The organism is Cytophaga hutchinsonii ATCC 33406 (genome assembly GCF_000014145.1).
GTDB lineage: Bacteria > Bacteroidota > Bacteroidia > Cytophagales > Cytophagaceae > Cytophaga > Cytophaga hutchinsonii.
In genome coordinates this window covers 2,321,712-2,343,240 of the sequence record NC_008255.1, presented here as the reverse complement: position 1 = coordinate 2,343,240, position 21,529 = coordinate 2,321,712, and the positions used below count along the sequence as shown (strand labels likewise).

At 39.5% G+C, this 21,529-nt stretch carries 19 protein-coding genes; 13 read left to right on the top strand and 6 right to left on the bottom strand.

Going from position 1 to position 21,529, the window contains the following annotated elements; all coding sequences use genetic code 11:
• Position 1 precedes the first annotated feature (1 nt).
• The gene (locus CHU_RS09815; RefSeq protein ID WP_011585390.1) at positions 2-1,012 is read left to right on the top strand and encodes a Gfo/Idh/MocA family oxidoreductase; all 1,011 of its coding nucleotides are present in this window, start codon (positions 2-4) and stop codon (positions 1,010-1,012) included.
• A gap of 6 nt (positions 1,013-1,018) precedes the next feature.
• On the opposite strand, the gene CHU_RS09810 is transcribed toward CHU_RS09815, so the two are convergent.
• Entirely contained in the window at positions 1,019-1,531 is a 513-nt protein-coding gene (locus CHU_RS09810) for a DUF4199 domain-containing protein (RefSeq protein ID WP_011585389.1), read from the bottom strand.
• A 182-nt stretch (positions 1,532-1,713) separates the two neighbouring features.
• Positions 1,714-2,259 carry an adenine phosphoribosyltransferase gene (locus CHU_RS09805; RefSeq protein ID WP_011585388.1) on the bottom strand — a complete coding sequence of 182 codons (546 nt, stop codon included), beginning with the start codon at positions 2,257-2,259 and terminating at the stop codon, positions 1,714-1,716.
• Positions 2,260-2,332: 73 nt separating this feature from the next.
• On the opposite strand from CHU_RS09805, the gene CHU_RS09800 reads away from it, so the two are divergent.
• From CHU_RS09800 to CHU_RS09775, 6 genes are all read left to right on the top strand, one after another.
• Positions 2,333-3,091, top strand: coding sequence for a 5'-methylthioadenosine/adenosylhomocysteine nucleosidase (locus CHU_RS09800; protein ID WP_041932319.1), 759 nt, complete (start codon positions 2,333-2,335; stop codon positions 3,089-3,091).
• A 202-nt stretch (positions 3,092-3,293) separates the two neighbouring features.
• Positions 3,294-4,601: an MFS transporter gene (locus CHU_RS09795; protein ID WP_011585386.1), complete on the top strand. Its 1,308-nt coding sequence runs from the start codon at positions 3,294-3,296 to the stop codon at positions 4,599-4,601.
• A 206-nt stretch (positions 4,602-4,807) separates the two neighbouring features.
• Positions 4,808-5,329: a dCTP deaminase gene (dcd, locus tag CHU_RS09790; protein ID WP_011585385.1), complete on the top strand. Its 522-nt coding sequence runs from the start codon at positions 4,808-4,810 to the stop codon at positions 5,327-5,329.
• 137 nt (positions 5,330-5,466) lie between these two features.
• Positions 5,467-5,931: a nucleoside triphosphate pyrophosphohydrolase family protein gene (locus CHU_RS09785; protein WP_011585384.1), complete on the top strand. Its 465-nt coding sequence runs from the start codon at positions 5,467-5,469 to the stop codon at positions 5,929-5,931.
• 55 nt (positions 5,932-5,986) lie between these two features.
• A complete protein-coding gene (locus CHU_RS09780) occupies positions 5,987-7,222 on the top strand; it encodes an ArnT family glycosyltransferase (protein WP_011585383.1) in 1,236 nt (411 codons plus the stop codon).
• Positions 7,223-7,382: 160 nt separating this feature from the next.
• Positions 7,383-7,982 (top strand): HPP family protein, encoded by a 600-nt coding sequence (locus CHU_RS09775; RefSeq protein ID WP_011585382.1) that lies wholly within the window; start codon positions 7,383-7,385, stop codon positions 7,980-7,982.
• A gap of 204 nt (positions 7,983-8,186) precedes the next feature.
• On the opposite strand, the gene CHU_RS09770 is transcribed toward CHU_RS09775, so the two are convergent.
• A complete protein-coding gene (locus CHU_RS09770; protein ID WP_011585381.1) occupies positions 8,187-8,957 on the bottom strand; it encodes an AMP nucleosidase in 771 nt (256 codons plus the stop codon).
• Between the two features lie 70 nt (positions 8,958-9,027).
• Here CHU_RS09770 and CHU_RS09765 point away from each other — a divergent pair, with 70 nt between their 5' ends.
• On the top strand, positions 9,028-9,489 hold the full coding sequence (locus CHU_RS09765) for a type I restriction enzyme HsdR N-terminal domain-containing protein (RefSeq protein WP_011585380.1): 462 nt from the start codon (positions 9,028-9,030) through the stop codon (positions 9,487-9,489).
• On the opposite strand, the gene CHU_RS09760 is transcribed toward CHU_RS09765, so the two are convergent.
• From CHU_RS09760 to CHU_RS09750, 3 genes are all read right to left on the bottom strand, one after another.
• Positions 9,482-11,320: an LTA synthase family protein gene (locus CHU_RS09760; protein ID WP_238379251.1), complete on the bottom strand. Its 1,839-nt coding sequence runs from the start codon at positions 11,318-11,320 to the stop codon at positions 9,482-9,484. The genes CHU_RS09765 and CHU_RS09760 overlap by 8 nt on opposite strands.
• A 47-nt stretch (positions 11,321-11,367) precedes the next feature.
• Positions 11,368-12,483: an alanine dehydrogenase gene (ald, locus tag CHU_RS09755; protein WP_011585378.1), complete on the bottom strand. Its 1,116-nt coding sequence runs from the start codon at positions 12,481-12,483 to the stop codon at positions 11,368-11,370.
• A gap of 307 nt (positions 12,484-12,790) precedes the next feature.
• A complete protein-coding gene (locus tag CHU_RS09750; RefSeq protein ID WP_011585376.1) occupies positions 12,791-13,603 on the bottom strand; it encodes a DUF1573 domain-containing protein in 813 nt (270 codons plus the stop codon).
• A gap of 164 nt (positions 13,604-13,767) precedes the next feature.
• Here CHU_RS09750 and CHU_RS09745 point away from each other — a divergent pair, with 164 nt between their 5' ends.
• The 5 genes from CHU_RS09745 (at position 13,768) to CHU_RS09725 (ending at position 21,507) form a co-directional block, all read left to right on the top strand.
• Entirely contained in the window at positions 13,768-16,176 is a 2,409-nt protein-coding gene (locus CHU_RS09745; RefSeq protein ID WP_011585375.1) for an alpha-ketoacid dehydrogenase subunit alpha/beta, read from the top strand.
• A 331-nt stretch (positions 16,177-16,507) separates the two neighbouring features.
• Positions 16,508-17,392 (top strand): NAD(P)H-binding protein, encoded by an 885-nt coding sequence (locus tag CHU_RS09740; RefSeq protein ID WP_011585374.1) that lies wholly within the window; start codon positions 16,508-16,510, stop codon positions 17,390-17,392.
• A gap of 21 nt (positions 17,393-17,413) precedes the next feature.
• Positions 17,414-18,178 carry an SDR family oxidoreductase gene (locus CHU_RS09735; RefSeq protein WP_011585373.1) on the top strand — a complete coding sequence of 255 codons (765 nt, stop codon included), beginning with the start codon at positions 17,414-17,416 and terminating at the stop codon, positions 18,176-18,178.
• A gap of 30 nt (positions 18,179-18,208) precedes the next feature.
• Positions 18,209-19,114 (top strand): helix-turn-helix domain-containing protein, encoded by a 906-nt coding sequence (locus CHU_RS09730; protein ID WP_011585372.1) that lies wholly within the window; start codon positions 18,209-18,211, stop codon positions 19,112-19,114.
• A 245-nt stretch (positions 19,115-19,359) separates the two neighbouring features.
• Positions 19,360-21,507: a sensor histidine kinase gene (locus CHU_RS09725; RefSeq protein WP_011585371.1), complete on the top strand. Its 2,148-nt coding sequence runs from the start codon at positions 19,360-19,362 to the stop codon at positions 21,505-21,507.
• The last annotated feature ends 22 nt before the right edge of the window (positions 21,508-21,529 follow it).

The following is a 21,529-nucleotide window of genomic DNA, read 5'->3' as shown; positions in this document are numbered from 1 at the left end:
CATGTCCAAAAGAATTAAAACAGCCTTAGCAGGTTTTGGGAAAGCAGGAGAATTTTTACATGCTCCCTTTATTCATACCGATAAATCATTTGAATTAGCTGTTATTTTAGAACGTACACCGCTTAAAGCAGCACAGGCATATCCGCAGGCAAAGATTGTTCGTACGTTTGAAGAAATCTGCGCAGATCAATCCATAGAATTAATTGTATGTGCAACACCGAATGATACCCACGCAGGTTTTGCAGAACAGGCATTACTCGCAGGTAAACATGTAGTAGTCGATAAACCGTTCACCGTTCATCTGGAAGATGCTATCCGGCTGCAGGAACTTTCCTTAAAAGTGAAGAAACATATTTTTGTATATCAGAACAGGAGATGGGACGGCGACTTTTTAACGGTCAAAAAGATACTGACAGAAGGTGTACTGGGAGATGTATTAACAATTGAATCGCGGTTTGACCGCTACCGTCCGCAACCCCGCATTAATTACTGGAAAGAGTCAGATGCACCGGGTAATGGTTTGTGGTACGATCTGGGCCCCCATCTGATGGATCAGGCATTTCAGCTATTGGGGAAACCTAAAAAATGCGAAGCTACCATTAAAAAACAACGGGAGGGCAGCATTGGCATTGATTACTTTGATGTTGAATTTGCATACAATAAAATTGCCTACCGTATCCATGCAGGCATGCTGGAGAAAGAGCGCACACCGCGGTGGAGGATTATCGGCAATAAAGGAACGTATACAAAATATGGGGTTGATCCGCAGGAAGCAAAGCTGAATAGCGGACAGCAGCCGGAAGGTACAGACTGGGGCAAAGAAGATATACTTGACTTCGGAAAGATCAATTTCTTAGATGGGCGTTCTGTCGTGTATCCAACGCTTCCGGGAGATTACCGCAAATTTTATGCAGGTGTGTTCGAAACCATACGAAATGATGCGCCACTTCTTATCTCAATGAGTGATGCAGTTGAACTGGTTGCCTGGCTAGAGAAACTGGCAACAGATTGATAACACTTATTTAATTTTTTGAGAATCCTTTTTCAGCAATCTGAAACTTAACATCAGGGAAATAAATAACCCAAGAATCAGAAAGCCTGTAAACCCCTGGATCAGGTAAGAAGATTCCGTATAATATTCCTGTGCGTCCGTGATAGCTACAATACTGTTGCCTCCATCCATAATTGCTTTTTTGGCTTCCGCGGCAATCATATTTCCAAAGAAATCCGGATTGATGTAACGGACAAAAAATAATTGCAGCGGTAAATTTAATACGGCAGCTGTTACTGAAACCAGCACACCACTCATTAAACCATCCTTTAATTGAAACTGTCCGGGCTGGAACGTTGCATACCGTTTTTTAATTGCCCAATACAATCCGATAACCGGAAGCACATAAGCAAGATTGGTAACATACATATGGTAATCAATCAGGCTGTCGTGGAAGCCAATAATATATTCCAGGCAGATCCATATAAAAGAAGCTATAGCAATAGCAACACCGGCAAGCAATTCGTTTTTAATGATCATAAAAGAAGTTTATGTAGTAGTCGTATGTGTTTGAATTTTATTGTAGCCCACGATTTCAATCGTGGGATTATAAAGGAATCCGTGGGAATTATAAAGGAATCCGTGGGATTATAAAGGAATCGTGGGATTATAAATTAAATCAATGATGGAGTACAATTCAATAATCATTTCATTATAATAAATCAATAGTTGATCAGCGATTGAATGGTTGTACAGTAAGGGGCCAGTTTATCTTTGCCTTTGAGAAAGTCCAGTTCAATTAAAAATGAGTAAGCAATAATTTCACCCTTCGCTTTTTTGATCAGCTTAGATGTAGCCTCTGCTGTGCCGCCGGTAGCTAAAATATCATCGTGAATAGCTACCCGGCATCCGGGCTGAACAGCGTCTGTATGCATTTCAATTGTATTGGTCCCATATTCCAAGGCATATTCTTCGTATACGGTTTCATAAGGCAGTTTTCCTTTTTTACGGATTGGTATCATCGGTATACCCAATTCCATGGCAATGGATAACCCGAACCAGAAGCCTCTGCTGTCCAGACAAGCCAGTGCATCCGGCTGTAACGGCCGTAATTGATCAGTAATAGATTGAACGATTGCTTTACATAATTGCGGGTCTTTTAATAATGGAGTAATGTCCTTAAAAATAATACCCGGTTCAGGAAAATCAACAATGTCGCGAATGGTTGATTTTATTGTCTGTTCTAAAATTTCTTCGGATGTAGCCATAAAATTTATCCCCTTAGGTTGATTCCATCAACAATATACGACATCTTGCAGGTGCTTTACAAGAGTAGGTTTCATGGAAAAGGAAATAATTACAGGCATACTGGTACCCATGCAGCAGGAGATTGAATTGATTCTGCACCATATGCATGTAGAAAACATTGTTGAAACAGGCACCCGTAAATTTTATGTCGGCACCATACAAAAGAAAAAATGTGTGGTGAGCTTATCCCGGATAGGAAAGGTTGCATCTTCGGTAACAGCAGCGGTTATGATTGAACGGTTTGCTGTGGATCGGTTAATTGTTACGGGAGTTGCAGGCGGATTAACAGACGAAGTGAAAATAGGCGACATTGTGGTTGCTACTTCATCGGTGCAGCACGATATGGATTGCCGGCCGATTTTTCCGCAGTTTGAGATTCCGTTGCTGGATGTTGTGACATTTACCTGTGATACAACATTGGTTGAAGATGCATATAAAAGCTGTTCCACATTTATACGCGAAGAACTGCATGATTTTGTAAGTAAAAATGAACTGCAGGCATTGCATATCCATCAGCCTGCTGTCCACAAAGGGCTACTGGTAAGTGGTGATCAGTTTATCGGTACCATGCCGCAATATGAAAAGATCCGTGCCGAACTTCCTGACGCCATTTTCGTTGAAATGGAAGGAGCTGCCGTAGCACAGGTTTGTTATGAATATAAGGTACCGCTGGTTGTTGTACGCTCGATCTCTGACAAAGCAAATGCCATTGCGCACATCGATTTTAACCGGTATATCGAAAATGTTGCAAAGTATTATACCTGGGGATTGATAGAGGGAATGATGAAATGAAAGTGGTCAGTGAAGAGTGTTCAGTATCTAAGTGTAGCGTATAACGTGTACCTTTAAGTTAAGCAATTTAATAATTTTAAGAAGGTGTTTATATTGTAAACACCTTTAAATAGATGAAACGATTACACTTTACACTCTAAACGTTACACTTGTCAAGTAGAGAATTAAAAAATAAAAATAAAAAATCATTCGTCAGTTTCATATGCAACCAACAATAAAAAACGATCCTAAAATCATCAATGCCTGGTGCACCTATGATTGGGCCAATTCGGTTTATTCATTGACAATAACAACGGCTATTTTTCCGGAATATTTTTTAGGAATTACGACAAATGAAACCAACGGCAACCTGGTAGATTTTTTTGGTTTTCTTATTCCGAATACGGTATTGTATTCCTGGTCGGTTTCCATTGTGTTTTTAGTAGCGGCTATACTCAGTCCGTTTCTGACATCCATTGCTGATTATTCCGGCTTGAAAAAAACATTCATGAAAATATCGTGTTATACCGGGGCATTGGCTTGTGCGGCCTTATATTTTCTGAATGCACAGACCATTGAATTCGGTGTACTGGCCTTTGTACTGGCAGGTATCGGTTACAGTTCCAGTATAGTATTCTATAATTCTTATTTACCTGAAATTGCTACCGAAGATCAGTATGACCGTATCAGTGCCAAAGGCTATACCTGGGGCTATATCGGAAGTGTATTGCTGTTGATTATAAACCTGGTGTGTTTGATCTTTCATGAAAAAATAGGGATTACAGAAAGTTTTGCGGCACGTTTATCTTTCTTAACGGTTGGTGTCTGGTGGCTGGGATTCGGACAGCTTTCCTTTGCGGGCTTACCGCGGGCACAGCAGAAAAATAATACCGGTCATATGCTGACAAATGGTTTAAGAGAGTTGAATAAGGTATGGAACAACATTAAAAAATTACCTTTACTGCAACGTTTCCTGGTTGGTTTTTTCTTTTATAATATGGGTGTACAAACAGTTATGTATCTGGCTCCGTTGTTTGCCAAAGAAGTTATTCATATTGAAACAGAATCATTGATTGCAACAATCCTGCTGATTCAGCTCGTAGCTATTGCCGGTGCATATGCGTTAAATAAGTTGTCAAACAAAGTAGGTAACACACATGCGTTGATTATTGGTGTGGTTATATGGATCATTATCTGCTGTATGGGCTATGTGGTACAGCCAGGCTTAAGCTTCTTTATCCTTGCGGGTTCCATCGGTTTTGTAATGGGCGGGGTGCAATCCTTGTCACGTGCAACCTATTCTAAACTTATGCCGGTGAATACAAAAGATCATGCTTCGTATTTCAGCTTTTTTGATGTAGTAGATAAAATGTCGATCGTACTTGGTACCTTCAGTTATGGCCTGATCCGGCAAATCACCGGCGACATGCGAAACAGTTTAATTGCACTCGGAATTTATTTTGTGATCAGTATATTCTTCCTTCGCCTCATTCCTTCCAGGCAGGTATATGATACACAGATGCCGGAGTAGAATTTTGTCTGTATTTACACACCTGTTGATAACCTTATTCACGTTTAAAATATTGATTTTAAATTGTTTGAATAGTTGACTCTTCCTTTCCACAGAGTAATCCACAATTCATTTTAGGTTTTGAAAAAAATGTATCTTTGTATATAATTCCTTTTTACTCAGTACACTGTTCTGCCGCGGCAGATTGTACATTAACATTCACGCACATGATTCTTTCAGGTTTAGAAATTAAAGATAAACTAGGTTCAGATATTGTTATTGAACCATATGATGATTCCCGCTTAAATCCCAACAGCTATAATTTACGCCTGCATAATGAACTGCTTGTATACGACAACAATGAGCTGGATATGAAGAAGCCAAATACGGCTTCGCCTTTGATTATACCTGAGGAAGGATTGTTATTAGAGACTGGAAAACTGTACCTGGGAAGAACGATTGAATATACGGAATCACATAATTATGTGCCCATGCTCGAAGGTCGTTCCTCTATCGGTCGCCTGGGCTTGTTTGTACACGTTACTGCCGGTTTCGGTGATGTCGGTTTCTGCGGCTTCTGGACACTGGAGATCTTCTGTGTGCATCCCATACGCGTATACCCGGGCGTAGAGATCTGTCAGATTTTTTACCACACCATTGAAGGTAAATACGAAAATTATAAAAGCGGCAAATACCAACACAACAAAGGTATACAGCCAAGTCTGCTGTATAAGGATTTTGAGAAGTAGGAAGAAAGTACTGAGTACAGAGTATTAAGTACGAAGTATTTTTTTGAATCAAATTAATTAAAACTTACTAAAAGGTAAAAAATAAACTAAATAAAACTATGTACTAAGTACTTTGTACTCCGTACTCTATACTTCCTATGCTTCCCATCGACCCACTCAATCAGGTTGCGGAATTTCACCGCACGTTCAAACATCCGATACTCGATACACCAGCCATTCCTGCCATAGAGCGTGCAAAACTGCGGGTTGCCTTGCTGGCTGAAGAATTGAAAGAGCTGGAGGAAGCTATCGCACAGAATGATATTGTAGAGGCAGCAGATGCATTGTGTGATCTGCAATATGTGTTAGCCGGAGCAGTGCTTGAGTTTGGACTTGGCGAAAAGTTTAAAGACCTGTTTGATGAAGTGCAGCGTTCCAATATGAGTAAGACCTGTGCTACGGAGCAGGAAGCCAATGATACCATTGCGCATTACGAAGCGAAAGGGCAGCCATGCTATCATGTTAAAAGCGGAAACCATTACCTTGTCTACAGAACAGAAGATAATAAAACATTGAAATCAATCAAGTATTCTGCGGCAGATCTGCGTACGATCATAGGATAATTTATCGAATACATCAGATAAAAATCAATCAACAGTTTGCAGATTTATATATAGTATGAAAATTAACATGCATTCAATTGTCAATAATAAAGTTGCACAATTGATTCTATTGTCTTTGCTGGTCCGGATCATAACCATTTTTTTGATCGGAAAAACACCCTGTATGGAACCTTCGTATCTTTTTCAGGGTGAACAGATTTTTAAAGGAACTGCTGAAATTCTTTATCTGTCTTCTTTATATGCAATCGTTGTTTATGTATTAACACTATTGACAGGAAGTTTATTTACAGCTTCAGCTCTTATATTTATACTGGGTTCAACGCTAACCAGCGTGATGATATATCTGATCGCCAAACATTTTTTCGGAGAAAAAACGGGTGCATACGCCTTACTGTTTGCCATATTTTTACCCAACCTTACGGTAGCTATTTCTGGTTTTGCTCACAGTGTTATTTTAGGTACGGCACTTGATCTGTCTGCTATTTACTTCCTATTAAAATACTATGAAAACCCTTCTTACAAAAGGCTTTTATGGGTATGTGCAGGGTCCGTTTTAAGTATTTATATCCGACCTGAAACACTGATTATACTGGTTCCTTTTTTTATGTTATTCGGGATGTATCAGATTTCGAACTATACAGAAAACAAAAAAATATTGATCCGTAATGCAATACTGTATGTTGCTTTTATCTGTTTGTTTTGCTTCGCACACAAACAATTTGTGTATCACAACAGTAAAAATAAAGCAACAGCAAACGTGTTCAGCGATAGCAAATACAGCTATCTTACATTCATACATACGTATTCAATCAGGTATTTTGATGTCGTAGATGATGATAAAGCCATTAAAGCATCAACACCATTTATAGGTACACCGGAAGAGAATAACTATTCTGTTTTTAAAGCCGTTATTAAAAATCCGAAACAGTTTGTGTCAAATATTTTTTTCAATATGAAAGAAATGCTTGATTTTTCAGGACATCCACTGTTTATACCGGTCTTTCTGTATATGTTTATCGGTGCGCTTTTTCTTACATTAACAAAAGAAGAAACCGTTGCAATACGTGTGGTACTTTTGCTGCTGCTATTGCACCTTGTTCCGCTTATTTTATTCCATGTTTCAATTAAATACCTAACACAGGTAAGTTCATTGGTTTTGATCCTGGTTGCTTTCGGAGCGTCTAAACTGAATCTGAATAAGTATGTTCTGATTGGAGTTACCGGATTAATTTCAATCGTTTTTCTGATGTACTTCATTAATAATATGGTAATTGCATCCTTATGCGGATAAAAAAGATAACTCATATACAACGCATTATTGAGGGGGATTTTTAAGTAATAATACGGATTCATACAATCATTTATTGTCGTACCTATATGTCTGAACGGGCTTCTGTTTAGTGACAGGACAGAGACGTAGAATGCCTGTTGTATGCTAACCGAATAAAAGAATGATCAGAAAAAAACTACATAGAGGTATGCGCCTTTCAAGGTATGTTCTTTATAAAGAAACCTTAGTCGATTACAAAGAAAATTTCTGGTCATTTATTGGAGCATTTGTCGGGATCGGATTGATTGGTTTTTTGCAGAGTAAAATTGTTACAGATATTGAAAATGTATTTTTGATTGGTTCTTTTGGTGCAACCAGTGTACTTGTATTCGGAGCCATTCAAAGCCCGTTATCGCAGCCGCGTAATTTAATCGGGGGGCATGTTATTTCAGCTGTTGTTGGTGTAACGGCGTATAAATTATTTCCGGATATGCTTTGGATTTCCGCTCCCTTTGCTGTTTCATTTTCCATTGTGCTCATGCAGATCACAAAAACGCTGCATCCTCCAGGCGGCGCTACGGCATTAATTGCTGTAATCGGTTCTGAAAAAATAAAACATCTTGGCTATTGGTATGTGTTAAGTCCGGTATTAACAGGTTGTTTCATTATGCTTGTTGTAGCATTGATCTTTAACAACATGACCTCCCACAGAAGTTATCCTACCGACAAACGGTATACAAAGGTGATCAAACGATTCTTTGCCGGCGAGAAAAGATTGTAGGATTTCAGGAACTACAGGATTATGCGTTTCAGGCGTGTGTATAATAAGAGGATGGTTGATCGATCCCATACAAAAAAACAAACACTTCGCCGCGGCGAATAAAGGATTGCAGGATTATTTGTTTTCGAAATCTTTCATTGTATGTTATTTGAGTCGTTTAAAATCCTGTATTCCTGCAATCCTTTTATTCTTGCCGCACGGGCACTACTCGAATATCAAGTGCTTTACCGAATCACCGCTGGAAGCTAATTCCTGCAACGATTCAATACCGATCTGCAGATGTTCTTCAACAAAATGTTTTGTTACGGCTGAATCGCTTTCTGCTGTTTTAACACCATCCGGTACCATCGGGTTGTCTGAAACCAGTAACAATGCCCCATGCGGAATACTATTGGCAAAACCAACAACAAAAATCGTTGCTGTTTCCATATCAATTGCCATCGTGCGTATTTTTTTCAGGTACGTTTTGAAGGCATCATCATGTTCCCATACTCTGCGGTTGGTTGTATAAACCGTTCCTGTCCAGTAGTCGCGTTCGTGTCTGCGAATGATGGAAGATACCGCCTGCTGCAAGCGGAAAGATGGCAATGCCGGTATTTCCTTTGGCAGGTAATCATCGCTGGTACCTTCGCCACGTATCGCTGCAATGGGCAGAATTAAATCGCCCACTTTTGTTTTCTTTAAACCGCCGCACTTCCCTAAAAATAAAACTGCCTTCGGTTCAATGGCAGAAAGGATATCCATACACGTGGCAGCCATCGCACTTCCCATACCAAAATTCACTATGGTAATGTTGTTGGCTGTACAGGTCTGCATCGGTTTGCCAATCCCTTTTATTTCTGCGCCAAACTGCTTGGCGAACATTTCTAAGTAATTATGAAAATTTACGATTAAGATATATTCTCCAAATTCTTTTATTTCTGTTCCTGTATAACGTGGCAGCCAGTTCTTTACAATTTCCTCTTTCGTTTTCATACAACAATATTAAAAGTAATAACTGAATTTTCTATTTTTATGTACGTAAATTACACCACAATAGTATATCATGTATCCGGATTTAAATTTACCAGCAGCTGATTTAAAGCTTACCCGGGAAAAAGGGGAGATATGTGTATATGATATTATCCGTAAAAAAAATATCGTACTTACGCCGGAAGAATGGGTACGGCAGCATTTTATTCATTACCTGATTCACACCTGCAAATACCCGAAAACACTTTTTAAAGTAGAAACAGGTTTACAATACAATACCTTGCAGAAGCGCAGTGACATAAAAGTATACAGCCGCCACAGCACCGTATTTATGCTGGTCGAATGTAAATCGTTTTCAATTGCGCTGAGTGAGTATACGCTGAAGCAGATTGCAGCATACAATAAAACCATTGAAGCAGAATGGCTGGTTATTACCAACGGCTTGCAGCATTATGCTTTTCAGCGTGTTATGGAAGGAGATGAGATTGAATTTGTGAAAAGAAAAGAATTACCGGCGTACCCGATATTTAAATAGGTGCTTTTGTAACCGGCCAGTTATAATAGGTATTGTTGATCATGCCGTTTGTATAATATTGAATGATCGCTTCAATAAATTTTTTCTCCTTTTCATTTGCAGCACGCAGCGATCTGTCGTTGTAATCTTTGATCACAAAAGATTTATCCGCACTTCCTTCAATATAATTTTCTTTTAGAAATACCCGGTACGTGTTATTTGAAAAATTCACGGCGTAATCATGGCCGATCTGTTTTCCAAATACAGATTGGCCCAGCAATGCCGCGTTCGGATTCGGGACATGTAAATAATCGAGGATGCTTGGCATGATATCAATCTGACTGGCTACCAGTGAAGTATCTGCATGAAGTTTTTCATTCGGATGAAAAAATATTAATGGAATAGCATAATCGCCGCGTGTATTCATATAGGATTTTTTATCATGCATCTGTGTGTGGTCCGCGGTGATCACAAACAAGGTATTTGCATACCACTTTTCTTTTTTAGCCTGTTCAAAGAACGTACGTAGCGCATAATCTGTATAGCCGATTGATGGATATATTTCCAGTGAACCTTTGGGAAAGGTATTTTTAAATGCTTCAGGCAGGGAATACGGCTGGTGGGAACTGATTGTAAATACCGTTGAAATAAAAGGTTCGGGGAAGGTATTTAACATGTTCTTAAAGTACTGAAGGTATGGTTCGTCATAAATGCCCCAGTTACCGTCATAATCTTCTTTGTTTCCTTTGTATTCGTTTAAACCATAATAATGCGCGAAGTCTGCATTTTTTGTAAAGGCATCAAAGCCCATGGAACCGTTTTGTGCCGCGTGAAAGAAAGAAGTGTGGTATCCCTTATCCTGCAGCGGAGCACCTAAACCAATAAGCGTATTCGTCTGATACAACGAAGTAATATAAGGCTCTTCCATTAAGCCCGGAATAGAAGCAAGGATAGAAGGTGCAGCCACCATGCTGACTTTTCCATTTGCAAAATTATGCGGGAAATATAAATTGGTTTTAGCGAGTGAATCTAAAAAAGGCGTGTAACCGGCATAAGGATTGTTGATTCCCATATACTCGGAAGAAAAACTTTCCAAAATAATAATCACAACATTCTGCGGCGTTGTATGATTGGGCAGTGTGTTTTTTTGCTGCGCGTTCCATTCAGATAAAATCGAAGAGACTTCCGTTGGGTCATTAAAGTACTTTACAGGTTCAATAGGTGCAATGCCTATGGTCATAAATATGTTGAAGGGCGTATTCAATACAACATTTCCAAGTTTGCTTGGTTCGATTGAAAAGGCAATGTTCGGACGTAAGGGCTTTAACTGTAGTCCGCCACGTATGCCCAACACAGCGATGCAGATAAATAACGCATAACCAATCGTAAAATATATTTTGGGCCGTGCCGACAGTACCGGCTTGTATGCTAATCTGAGTGTACGCAGCAGCAGCCACAAGAAAAGCATAAAGCCCAGTAAGCTTATGTGCCAGTAATTGGTAAGCAGTTGGCTGAATTGGTTTTCGATGTCATCTTTTATTCCCAGTATCTCAATACCGGTACGTTTTCCTGTAAATGAAAAATATTCCAGATCTATCAGGTTGATACAGATCAGTATGCCGTTAACAAGAACAAAAAGAATTTTTCCGAGGAAGAATAAAATTTTTGGAATGTCAAAGAAACGGCCCAATGCCAGAGGCAGCACCAATACAACATTAAATGCAAGCAGGATGGAAATATCAAAACGTAACCCCAATACAAAGGCATGCAGTATTTCGCCTGTTGTACACGCTTCATATTGATCTGCATAAAACAGAAAAAACAACAGTCTGCAAAGACTGAAGAGAAACATCAAGAAAAGAAAGCGGGTAAAAAGAAAACGATATAGCGCTACAACCATTAATTCAGCAGATCTTTTATGTTATGCAAAGATAGCTGAAATGTTTTAGCCAGCATAGCATCCGTTACTTTACCTGCTGCGATTGACAGTCCTTTCTCTATTTCAGCAGATTGTCTGCACGCATCTTTCCAGCCTTTATCAGCGAGCTGAAGCAGGTAGGGCAGACTGGCATTGGTAAGCGCATTGGTTGAGGTAACCGGTACAGCTCCGGGAATATTGGGTACACAATAATGAATGATATCGTTCACCAGAAAGATGGGATGTTCGTGTGAGGTTGGCTTGCAGGTTTCAATACAGCCGCCCTGGTCAACAGCAACATCTATCACCACTGAACCTCCAGGCATGGTCTCAACCATTTCTCTGGAGGCCAGAACAGGAGCTTTGCCTCCGGGAATTAAAACGGCACCAACCAGTACATCCGTGTGCGGTAAGTATTCTTCGATTAATGTTTTGGTCGGGTAGAGACAGGTAACGTTTGCTGGCAGTACGTCTGTCAGGTAACGGAGACGTGTTAAATTGATATCCATTAAAATCACTTCGGCGCCTAAGCCAGCGGCCATCTTTGCAGCCTGTGTGCCAACTACACCGCCACCTAAAATGAGCACGCGCGCGGGTTTTACACCGGGTACACCGCCCATTAATTTTCCGCTTCCCCCATTGCCTTTTTCAAGATAATGTGCCGCTATCTGAATCGACATCCGCCCGGCTACTTCTGACATGGGTGTCAATATTGGTAAAGACTGATCTGCTTTCTGAATGGTTTCATAGGCAATGCAGATGGCTTTGCGCTCGATCATTGCATGGGTAAGTTCTTCTGAAGATGCAAAGTGGAAATACGTAAATACGATCTGTCCTTCTTTTATAAGCGCATATTCAGAAGCGAGCGGCTCTTTGACTTTTATGATGAGATCAGCTTTTGCATACACATCGGCAGCGTGCTCAAAGACTGTTGCCCCGGCATGTGTATACTGTTCGTTACTGAAACCTGAACCAAGGCCGGCATCTTTTTGTACAAGCACCTGATGTTTTCGGGAAACTAATTCTGCCACACCCGATGGTGTCAGAGAAACCCTGAACTCTCTGTTCTTAATTTCCTTTGGTACGCCTATGATCATAATTTTCTTATTTTAAAAGAACCCGGTTAAAGAGCTCCTGTTTTTTTATGGTATATAGCATGAATGATACCTGCAAACCTTTGATCAAAGAAACAATAATTTCATTGCCGCAGCCGATCAGATTTTAATTTTAATGTACCACACACAAGTATTATTTGAAAGGATACCACACGTATCCTTTCAGTACTATATACTGTATCCGTTCATTTTTTGTTTTACCAGAAAATAAAAATAGCAGTACTAAAAAACAGTGCATAAAAAAAGCCAGCGATTTCCCGCTGGCTTTAGTATTGCTTTTGAATGAAAATTATTTGGAGAATGGAGCGCCGCCGCTGCCTTCCTGAAGAATACTTTTTTGCTGTAACGATTCAACAACTTCAGCTTCTACTACAATAGCTGTACGTGGTGTTGTAATATCGTTGGTATACAACGTAAGGATATCTCTGTTGTAACCGTCTGCAGAGGGGCTGTATACAAGTTTCATGGTAGCAGATTTACCCGGTAAAATATAATTTACTTCTTCGGTAGATTTTTCTTTGATCAGTTTGTATGTAATACAGCTGCAAGCTGCCTGTGCTTTAGTAACAAACAAGGTATCTTTACCCGGATTTGTTACTTTCAGCGAATAGCTGCTTTGCTGACCTCTTTCAACTTTACCAAGATTAACCTGATGTTTGTCAACAGAAATTTTAGCTGCTTTTTTCAATTCTGCTTCTGAATGTGCAACTTCCGGTGTAGCAGGTTCTACAATACCTTTGATATTAAGCATTTTAGCTACCTGTTCTTTGTAGTATACGGTAACTGTTTTCTGGAACGTACCTGGTCTGCCTTGAGAATTAAATTCGGCTGTGATGACACCTTTCTGACCCGGTAAAATTGCTTCCGTTGAAAATGAAGGAGTTGTGCAACCGCAGGAAGCACGTACATTTTCAGATTTCAATAAGATGGTATCTTTTCCTGTGTTGAAAAATTCAAATGTGTGTCTGGCTTTTTCACCTTCAGTTATTACACCAAAATCAAATTTATCAACCGGAAAGTTGAAATCATTGGAAACCTGAGCCATTGAAACACTTAATGTGCTTGCAGCAAGAACCATTAAAACGCTTATTTTCTTAAACATAGCTTATTATTTTTTATTAGAATTATACTAATCAGGGGTACGGTTATCAAAGTTACATAAATTATACCAAAAAAATAGAATTTACGTACAAGTATGTAAACATTTGAATAGCGCATTTAATTGCATAGTTTTGCAAGGTTTGACTAATCCTAACAGAGAATATTTTGAATACAAGTGAAATGACCGGAGAGTTTTCTTTGACCAAGGAAGAGATTCTGCAAGATTACAGACTGGCCTGTGAAAGCAGACAAACGAGCATTCTTGCCCGTAAGGAGGTTTTTATGGGTAAAGCCAAGTTTGGTATTTTTGGAACAGGGAAAGAACTGGCGCAGATCTGCATGGCAAAGTTCTTCAAAGAAGGCGATTTCCGTTCAGGTTATTACCGGGATCAGACGTTTGTCATGGCTACGGGTGAGCTGAGTATTGAACAGTATTTTGCTCAGTTATACGGTCATGCAGATGTCAATCACGATCCGCATTCCGGCGGACGTATGATGATCGGTCATTATTCAACACGAAATTTAGATGAACAGGGTCGTTTTAAAGACCTCACAAAAATAAAAGTATCGACACCCGATATTTCTCCAACAGGAGCGCAAATGCCCCGTCTGGTAGGTTTAGCCTGGGCTTCCAAGCTGTTTCGCAACAATCCTGAATTGCAGTCAATGACCAACTTCAGCCATAATGGGAATGAAGTTGCATTTGGTACGATCGGAAACGGCGCCATGGCAGAAGGGGTATTTTTTGAAGCGATCAATGCCGCAGGTGTATTGCAGATACCCATGCTGATCTCAATCTGGGATGATGCCTATGCGATCTCTGTACCGCAGCGTTATCAGACAACCAAAGAAGACATCTCTTCTATGTTTGAAGGTTTCAGAAGAGACCACAACGAACGTGGTATTGAGATCATGAAAGTGAAGGGCTGGGATTATGAAGCGCTTTGCTATGCATATAAAGAAGCTACCCGTTTGTGCAGAGAAGAACATGTACCGGTGCTTATGCACGTATGTGAAATGACACAGCCCATGGGACATTCTACATCGGGTTCACACGAGCGTTATAAAACCAAAGAACGCCTGGACTGGGAAGAAGAATACGATTGCAACAAGAAGTTCAGAGAATGGATTCTGGAGAATGGTGTGTGTACAGAAGATGATCTGTTGAAGATCGAAGCAGAATCGGTAGAAAAAGTAAAACTTGCGCGTCAGCGTGCCTGGGATAATTTTGTAAAATACCTGAAGGACGATCACGAACTGGCTGTACAATATATCAAAGAAGCAGCAGCTTCAAGTTCTGTTAAAGATGAACTTGAACAGCTTTCTGTTGATTTACACAAAACCTTGAACCCATACCGCTCGGATGCGGTAAGAGCGGTGAAGAAAGCGTTGCGTTTGCTGCGCAATGAAACAACTGCTGCCAAAGAACACTTGCAGGATTGGGCGGCACGTACTGAAACAGAAAACAGACAACGTTTCAATAGTCATTTATACAGCCAGTCTGTTGAATCTGCCTTACTGGTGCCTGAAGTGGCGCCGGTTATCTCAGCCGATGCACCCTTAATCGATGGAAGAGAATTATTGCAGCACAACTTCGAAGCACTGTTCAAGCGTGATGCACGTCTGCTTGCCTTCGGGGAAGACGTAGGGCAGATCGGTGATGTAAACCAGGGCTTCTCCGGGTTACAGGATAAATTCGGAGAGATCCGTATTACCGATACCGGTATCCGTGAAGCAACCATCGTTGGACAAGCCATCGGCACCGCTATGCGTGGCCTGCGTCCGATTGCCGAGATCCAGTATCTAGACTATTTATTATTCGCTATTGAAATATTATCGGATGATGTGGCATCGCTGCATTACCGTTCAGCCGGCGGACAGAAAGCACCGCTGATTATCCGTACACGTGGCCACCGGCTGGAAGGCATGTTCCACTCGGGTTCACCGATGCAGATGATCTTAGGTTCTATCCGTGGCATGTTCTTATGTGTACCGCGGAACATGACGCAGGCAGCAGGTATGTACAACACACTGATCAAAGGCGACGAACCGGCGATCATGATTGAATCATTAAATGCGTATCGCTTGAAAGAAAAGCTTCCGGAGAACCTGGGAGAATTTACCGTGCAGTTGGGTATTGTAGATGTATTGAGACCGGGTACGGATATTACCATTGTTACATACGGTTCTATGTGCCGTATTGTACAGGAAGGCGCAAACGAATTACAGCAGTTAGGGATCTCGTGTGAGATCATTGACATACAAACGCTGCTGCCGTTTGACAGAACACAGCAGATTGTTGAATCGATTAAGAAAACAAACCGTGTGTTGTTTGCCGATGAAGACTATTCCGCAGGTGCAACGGCTTATATGATGCAGCAGGTACTGGAAGGGCAGAAGGCATGGCAGTATCTGGACTCAGAGCCACGCACGCTTGCCGCACAGGATAACAGGCCAGCATACTCTACCGATGGAGATTATTATTCTAAGCCAAGCTCAGATGATGTCATTGATGTAGTATATGAAATGATGCACGAAGTAAATCCGGCGAAGTTTCCGAAGTGGTATAAGTGATTATGGAATTATGATTCATCGATGTGAAATGAATTTAACACATCGATGAGAAATCATATAAGCGCTTCGGAATTAAGTTCCGAAGCCAGATAAATAAGGATTTTAATCCGTTCCAGCATCAAGAGAATATATTCGCCCCGGCGAACTCAAATATCCGGGTTTGCGATTTCAATCGCGAACAGCTCATAATACAATCAATCTGATAAAACGAACAGTTCACCCTGTTTATACTTTTTTCTAACACCATTTTTGGCTACAACAAACATAGATTCGGCTACAATCTTTCGTTCAGATTGCTTGAATTTTGTATCATCAAAAAACAACAAACAGTATGAAAATAGTCGTTACAGGTTCGTTAGGACATATCGGAAAACCGCTCACAGAGGAATTGCTACAAAAAGGACATATCGTTACGGTAATCAGCAGTAATCCTGAAAAACGCAGTGGAATTGAACAGATGGGAGCAACGGCTGCTATTGGTGCGATGGAAGATGCCGCATTTCTCGCTGAGACTTTTACAGGTGCCGATGTGGTATATTGCATGGTGCCGCCTGCGGCTTTTAAAGAGCCGGATAGAAGACTCTTCTATAGCAGCATTGCCAAAAATTATGTTTCTGCCATAAAACAGGCACAGGTAAAACGCGCCATCCACCTGAGTACATTTGGTGCGGATCTGGATAGCGGAACAGGTATTTTATTGGGTGCGTACGATGCTGAAAACATCTTCAATCAATTAGCAGATGTGCAGGTTACACATGTACGTCCAACGTATTTTTATTACAACCTGAATAACTTCATCAGCATGATCAAACATCAAGGCGTGATAAAAGCGAATTATGGCGGTGATAAAACGTTTCCGATGGTTGCGCCCATTGATATTGCGGCAGCCATTGCCGATGAGATATTCAATGATACAAGTAAAGGTACTGTCCGCTATGTATCGAGTGATGAGCGCAATGGACATGAAATAGCGAACGTATTAGGCGAGGCCATTGGCAAACCCGACCTGAAATGGGAAATGATCAGTAATGAAGAAGTGCTGCAGAACTTAAAAGGTTTCGGTGTGCCAACCATTCTTGCAGAAGGTTTTGTTGAAATGTATGACAGCATGCATAAGGGTAACCTTGCACGTGATTTCTATAAAAATAAGCCAGCTTTTGGTAAGATAAAGCTGGAAGAATTTGCAAAAGAATTTGCGGCAGCCTATAACGCATAATCATTTTAACAGATACATAAGATGGATACAAATAATAAAATAGCACTGATTACCGGCGGGAGCCGTGGATTAGGAAAAAATATGGCATTGGCATTGGCTCAGAAAGGTATAGATATTATTCTTACCTACCATTCAAACCAGGCAGCCGCCAATGAAGTGGTAACAGCCATTGAATTGATGGGGCAGAAGGCGGTTGCGTTTCAGCTGGACACCAGTAATACGGCAACGTTTGATTCTTTTATTATGCAGGTTAAGGACTATTTAAAAGAAAATTACAGCAGATCCAATTTCGATTTTCTGATCAACAATGCAGGCACCGCGTTGTATTCGTTAGCAGCAGAAACATCTGAAGAGCAGGTAATCGACATCTTTAATATTCATTATAAAGGTGTATTTTTTTTAACGCAAAAGGCATTGCCAATCATGCATGATGGCGGTGGAATTGTAAATATTTCATCCGGCTTGTCGAGAATAACCATGCCGGGGTCATCTGTGTATGCATCTATGAAGAGTGCGATTGAAACCTACTCCCGTTATCTTGCAAAGGAATTAGGTGATCGGAAAATCAGAGTAAATGTGATTGCACCCGGTGCGATTGAAACAGATTTTGGCGGCGGACGTGTACGCGACAACAAGGAAATCAATGCAAACATTGCAGGCATTACTGCTTTGGGACGTGTTGGTTTGCCGGACGATATAGGAAAGGTTGTAGCGTTCTTATGTACCCAGGATGCAGGCTGGGTGAATGCACAACGCATAGAGGTTTCAGGCGGACAGGCAATATAAATTTATAGCAGGACTCTAAAAGAAAACAGCATGGCAGCGGGTAAACTTGTTCGTTTCAAAACTATCAGTGAATATCATCAATCCAAAGGTTTGCCCAAACCGGAGCATCCGTTAATCAGTGTGGTGGATTATTCGCAAATGAAATTTTCTTCAGATAGTACCGTATCTGAATTTTATTCCATCGCGATCAAAAGAGGTATTGGTAAGCTCATGTATGGGCAGCAGCAATATGATTTTGATGAAGGTATTATGTTTTTTTTAGCACCCGGGCAAATTTTAAAAGTGACCGCTTCGCCAGATGAAGCAGCAAAAAGAACGGGGTGGATCCTGCTCATTCACCCCGACTTTTTTTGGAACACGCCGTTAGCAAAAAAAATCAAACAGTATGAGTACTTTGATTATTCGGTGAATGAAGCATTACACTTATCTGATAAAGAAGAAACCATTGTAACAAATGTTATTCAAAACATAAAACAGGAATATCATTCAAACATTGATACATTCAGTCAAAATATTATTATTTCGCAAATAGAAACGCTGCTCAATTATGCCGAACGCTTTTACCAGCGGCAATTCATTACCCGTAAAAAAACAAATCACAGTATATTAGAGCAGCTGGAAACGATTCTCAATAACTGCTTTAATGATACCTTATTGTCTGACAAAGGTTTGCCAACGGTAAAATATATTTCAGAGCAGCTCCATGTTTCACCAAATTATCTGAGCGGTCTGTTAAGAACATTAACCGGAAAAAATACCCAGCAGCTTATTCACGAAAAACTGATAGAGAAAGCGAAAGAAAAATTGTCAACGACAAACCGCTCTGTCAGTGAAATTGCCTTTGAACTTGGTTTTGAACATTCACAATCCTTCAGCAAATTATTTAAAACAAAAACCAATCAATCTCCCTTGGAATTCAGGCAATCGTTTAACTGAAACAACATCCTGCTGATAATACCGGCAGGATGTTGCATTCAATTTGAAAATAAATGATAGACACTCATGTTGTAATCAGACGTATTATAATAATATAAACGGTGTTCCTGATTAAAAAAAACAAACACGTAATTTTTTTATTGCTTTAGTTTGGTTGCATGAATTAAATAATTATTTTCATGTAAAATAACGACGGCCCTAAGCGTTGTTTCAACATGATGAATTATTTAATTAATTAAAGATACATGAAGAAAAATGTTTTTTTTGTGCTCGTATTATTTTTAACATTCTGCTCTTATTCAAAAACGATTATCTATCAACAGCATTCAGGTAATATTCCTATAGGAGGTTATTCAGAAATTTTCACAGATCCCGGTAATACACACACCATTCAGGATGTAATCAAAACAGGTCAATTTGTTGCTGCAAACAGTTCTACACCTAATTTAGGAATTTCTCCAAATGCTTTTTGGGTGAAGTTTACGATTCAGAATCAATCTGATGCAGATAAATTACTGTTAGAATACGATCTGCCATTCATAGATGAAATAAGCGTATACGAAGTTGATAAGGATAAGAATGAAGTAACGGGCGTTCATACTTCAGGAGACAAGTATAATTTTAGCAATAGAGAGTATGATTATCAGAATTATATTTTTTCAATCGCTATAAAAAAAAATGAAATAAAGGATATCTATTTATTTATCAAAAGCGGAGAACAAATCGTACTGCCGATTATGCTTGGTTCAACAAAATCCATATTGCAGGCTAATCATACCAAAGATATTATCTTTGGCATATATAGCGGAATCATACTGGTTATGCTTTTTTATAATTTGTTTATATATAGTACACTTAAAGATTCTATTTATCTGAAGTATGTAGTCTATATTACAGGTATTGGCATGGCGCAGGCATCCTTGATGGGGTATTCGTTCCAGTATTTATGGCCTGAATCTCCGTTGATGGCAAATCAAAGTGTGTATTTATTTTCCTGTCTGGCAAGTATCGGTGCATTGGAATTTGTAAAACCTTTTTTGCAGATAAAAAAACATGCTCCTTTATTATATAAAATATCTTTTCTGTTTACTTTTGCTTATATACTCACGGCCATTTTATCTTTAACCGGGTATTTCAATATCAGCTATTTTTTAGTTCTGACAAATGCTGCATGGATATGTATATATATGCTTCTTGTTGGCATTGTCATATTGAAAAAGCGCTATAAACCTGCACTGTTCTTTTTAATAGCATGGTCTCCAATGTTAATTGGAATAATCATTTCTGTGTTAAAAGACATTAACCTGTTACCTGCAAATAATTTTACCAATTATACAATGCCCGCCGGCTCTGCATTAGAAGTTATTCTTTTATCATTTGCTTTAGCTGATAGAATAAATATATTAAAAAAAGAAAAAGAAGCATCTCAGGCAAAGGTTCTCGATGCCCTATTGCAGAATGAATTAATAATCAAAAATCAGAATGCGTTATTAGAAAAAAAAGTAGAAGAGCGTACGAAAGAATTAATAGAAACCAATCAGGAATTGTCTGCTACAATTGCAGATTTGAAACAAACGCAAACGCAACTTGTAAGTTCTGAAAAAATGGCTTCTCTCGGTCAATTAACAGCTGGTATAGCGCATCAAATAAATAACCCGATTAATTTTGTTGTATCTAATGTCAAGCCATTAAAAAAAGACATCGAAGATATTTATGAATTGATACAGAAATATGACAATATAGATCCAGTATCGAGTTTCCAGAATAAAATAACAGAGATCAATTCTTTTAAAGATGAAATTGATTATGCTTATCTGAAAAAGGAAATCGGAAGTTTGCTGAAAGGCATTGAAGATGGAGCAGAGCGGACGGCCGATATAATACAGGGCTTAACCGTATTCTCCAGAACAGATGAAAATATTCTAAAGCGTGCAGACATAACCGAAGGGATTAACTCCAGTGTAACACTTCTTAATACACAATTTTCAGAAAGCGGTATCGAGCTTATCAAAAACATTGAACCGCTTCCGCTGATAGAATGTTTCCCCGGTAAATTGAACCAGGTATTTATGAACATTTTAAATAATGCTGTTTTTTCTATTAAAGAACATAAGGAACGTAAAGAAAACGGACAGCTTATTATTACGGCGCATGCCGATAATTATACTGTTTATATAAGCTTTAAAGACAATGGTATGGGTATGCCAGACTATGTAAAAGCAAAAGTTTTTGAACCATTTTATTCAACGAAAGAAGCGGGCAAAGGTGCGGGCTTAGGAATGTCTATTGCTTTATCGATTATTAAAGATCATATGGGAAGCATTAAATTTCATACCGAATATGGTAAGGGAAGTGAATTTATTGTTACGCTTCCTATAAATTATACTAAATAGACATTCTTTTATTGTGTTCTGT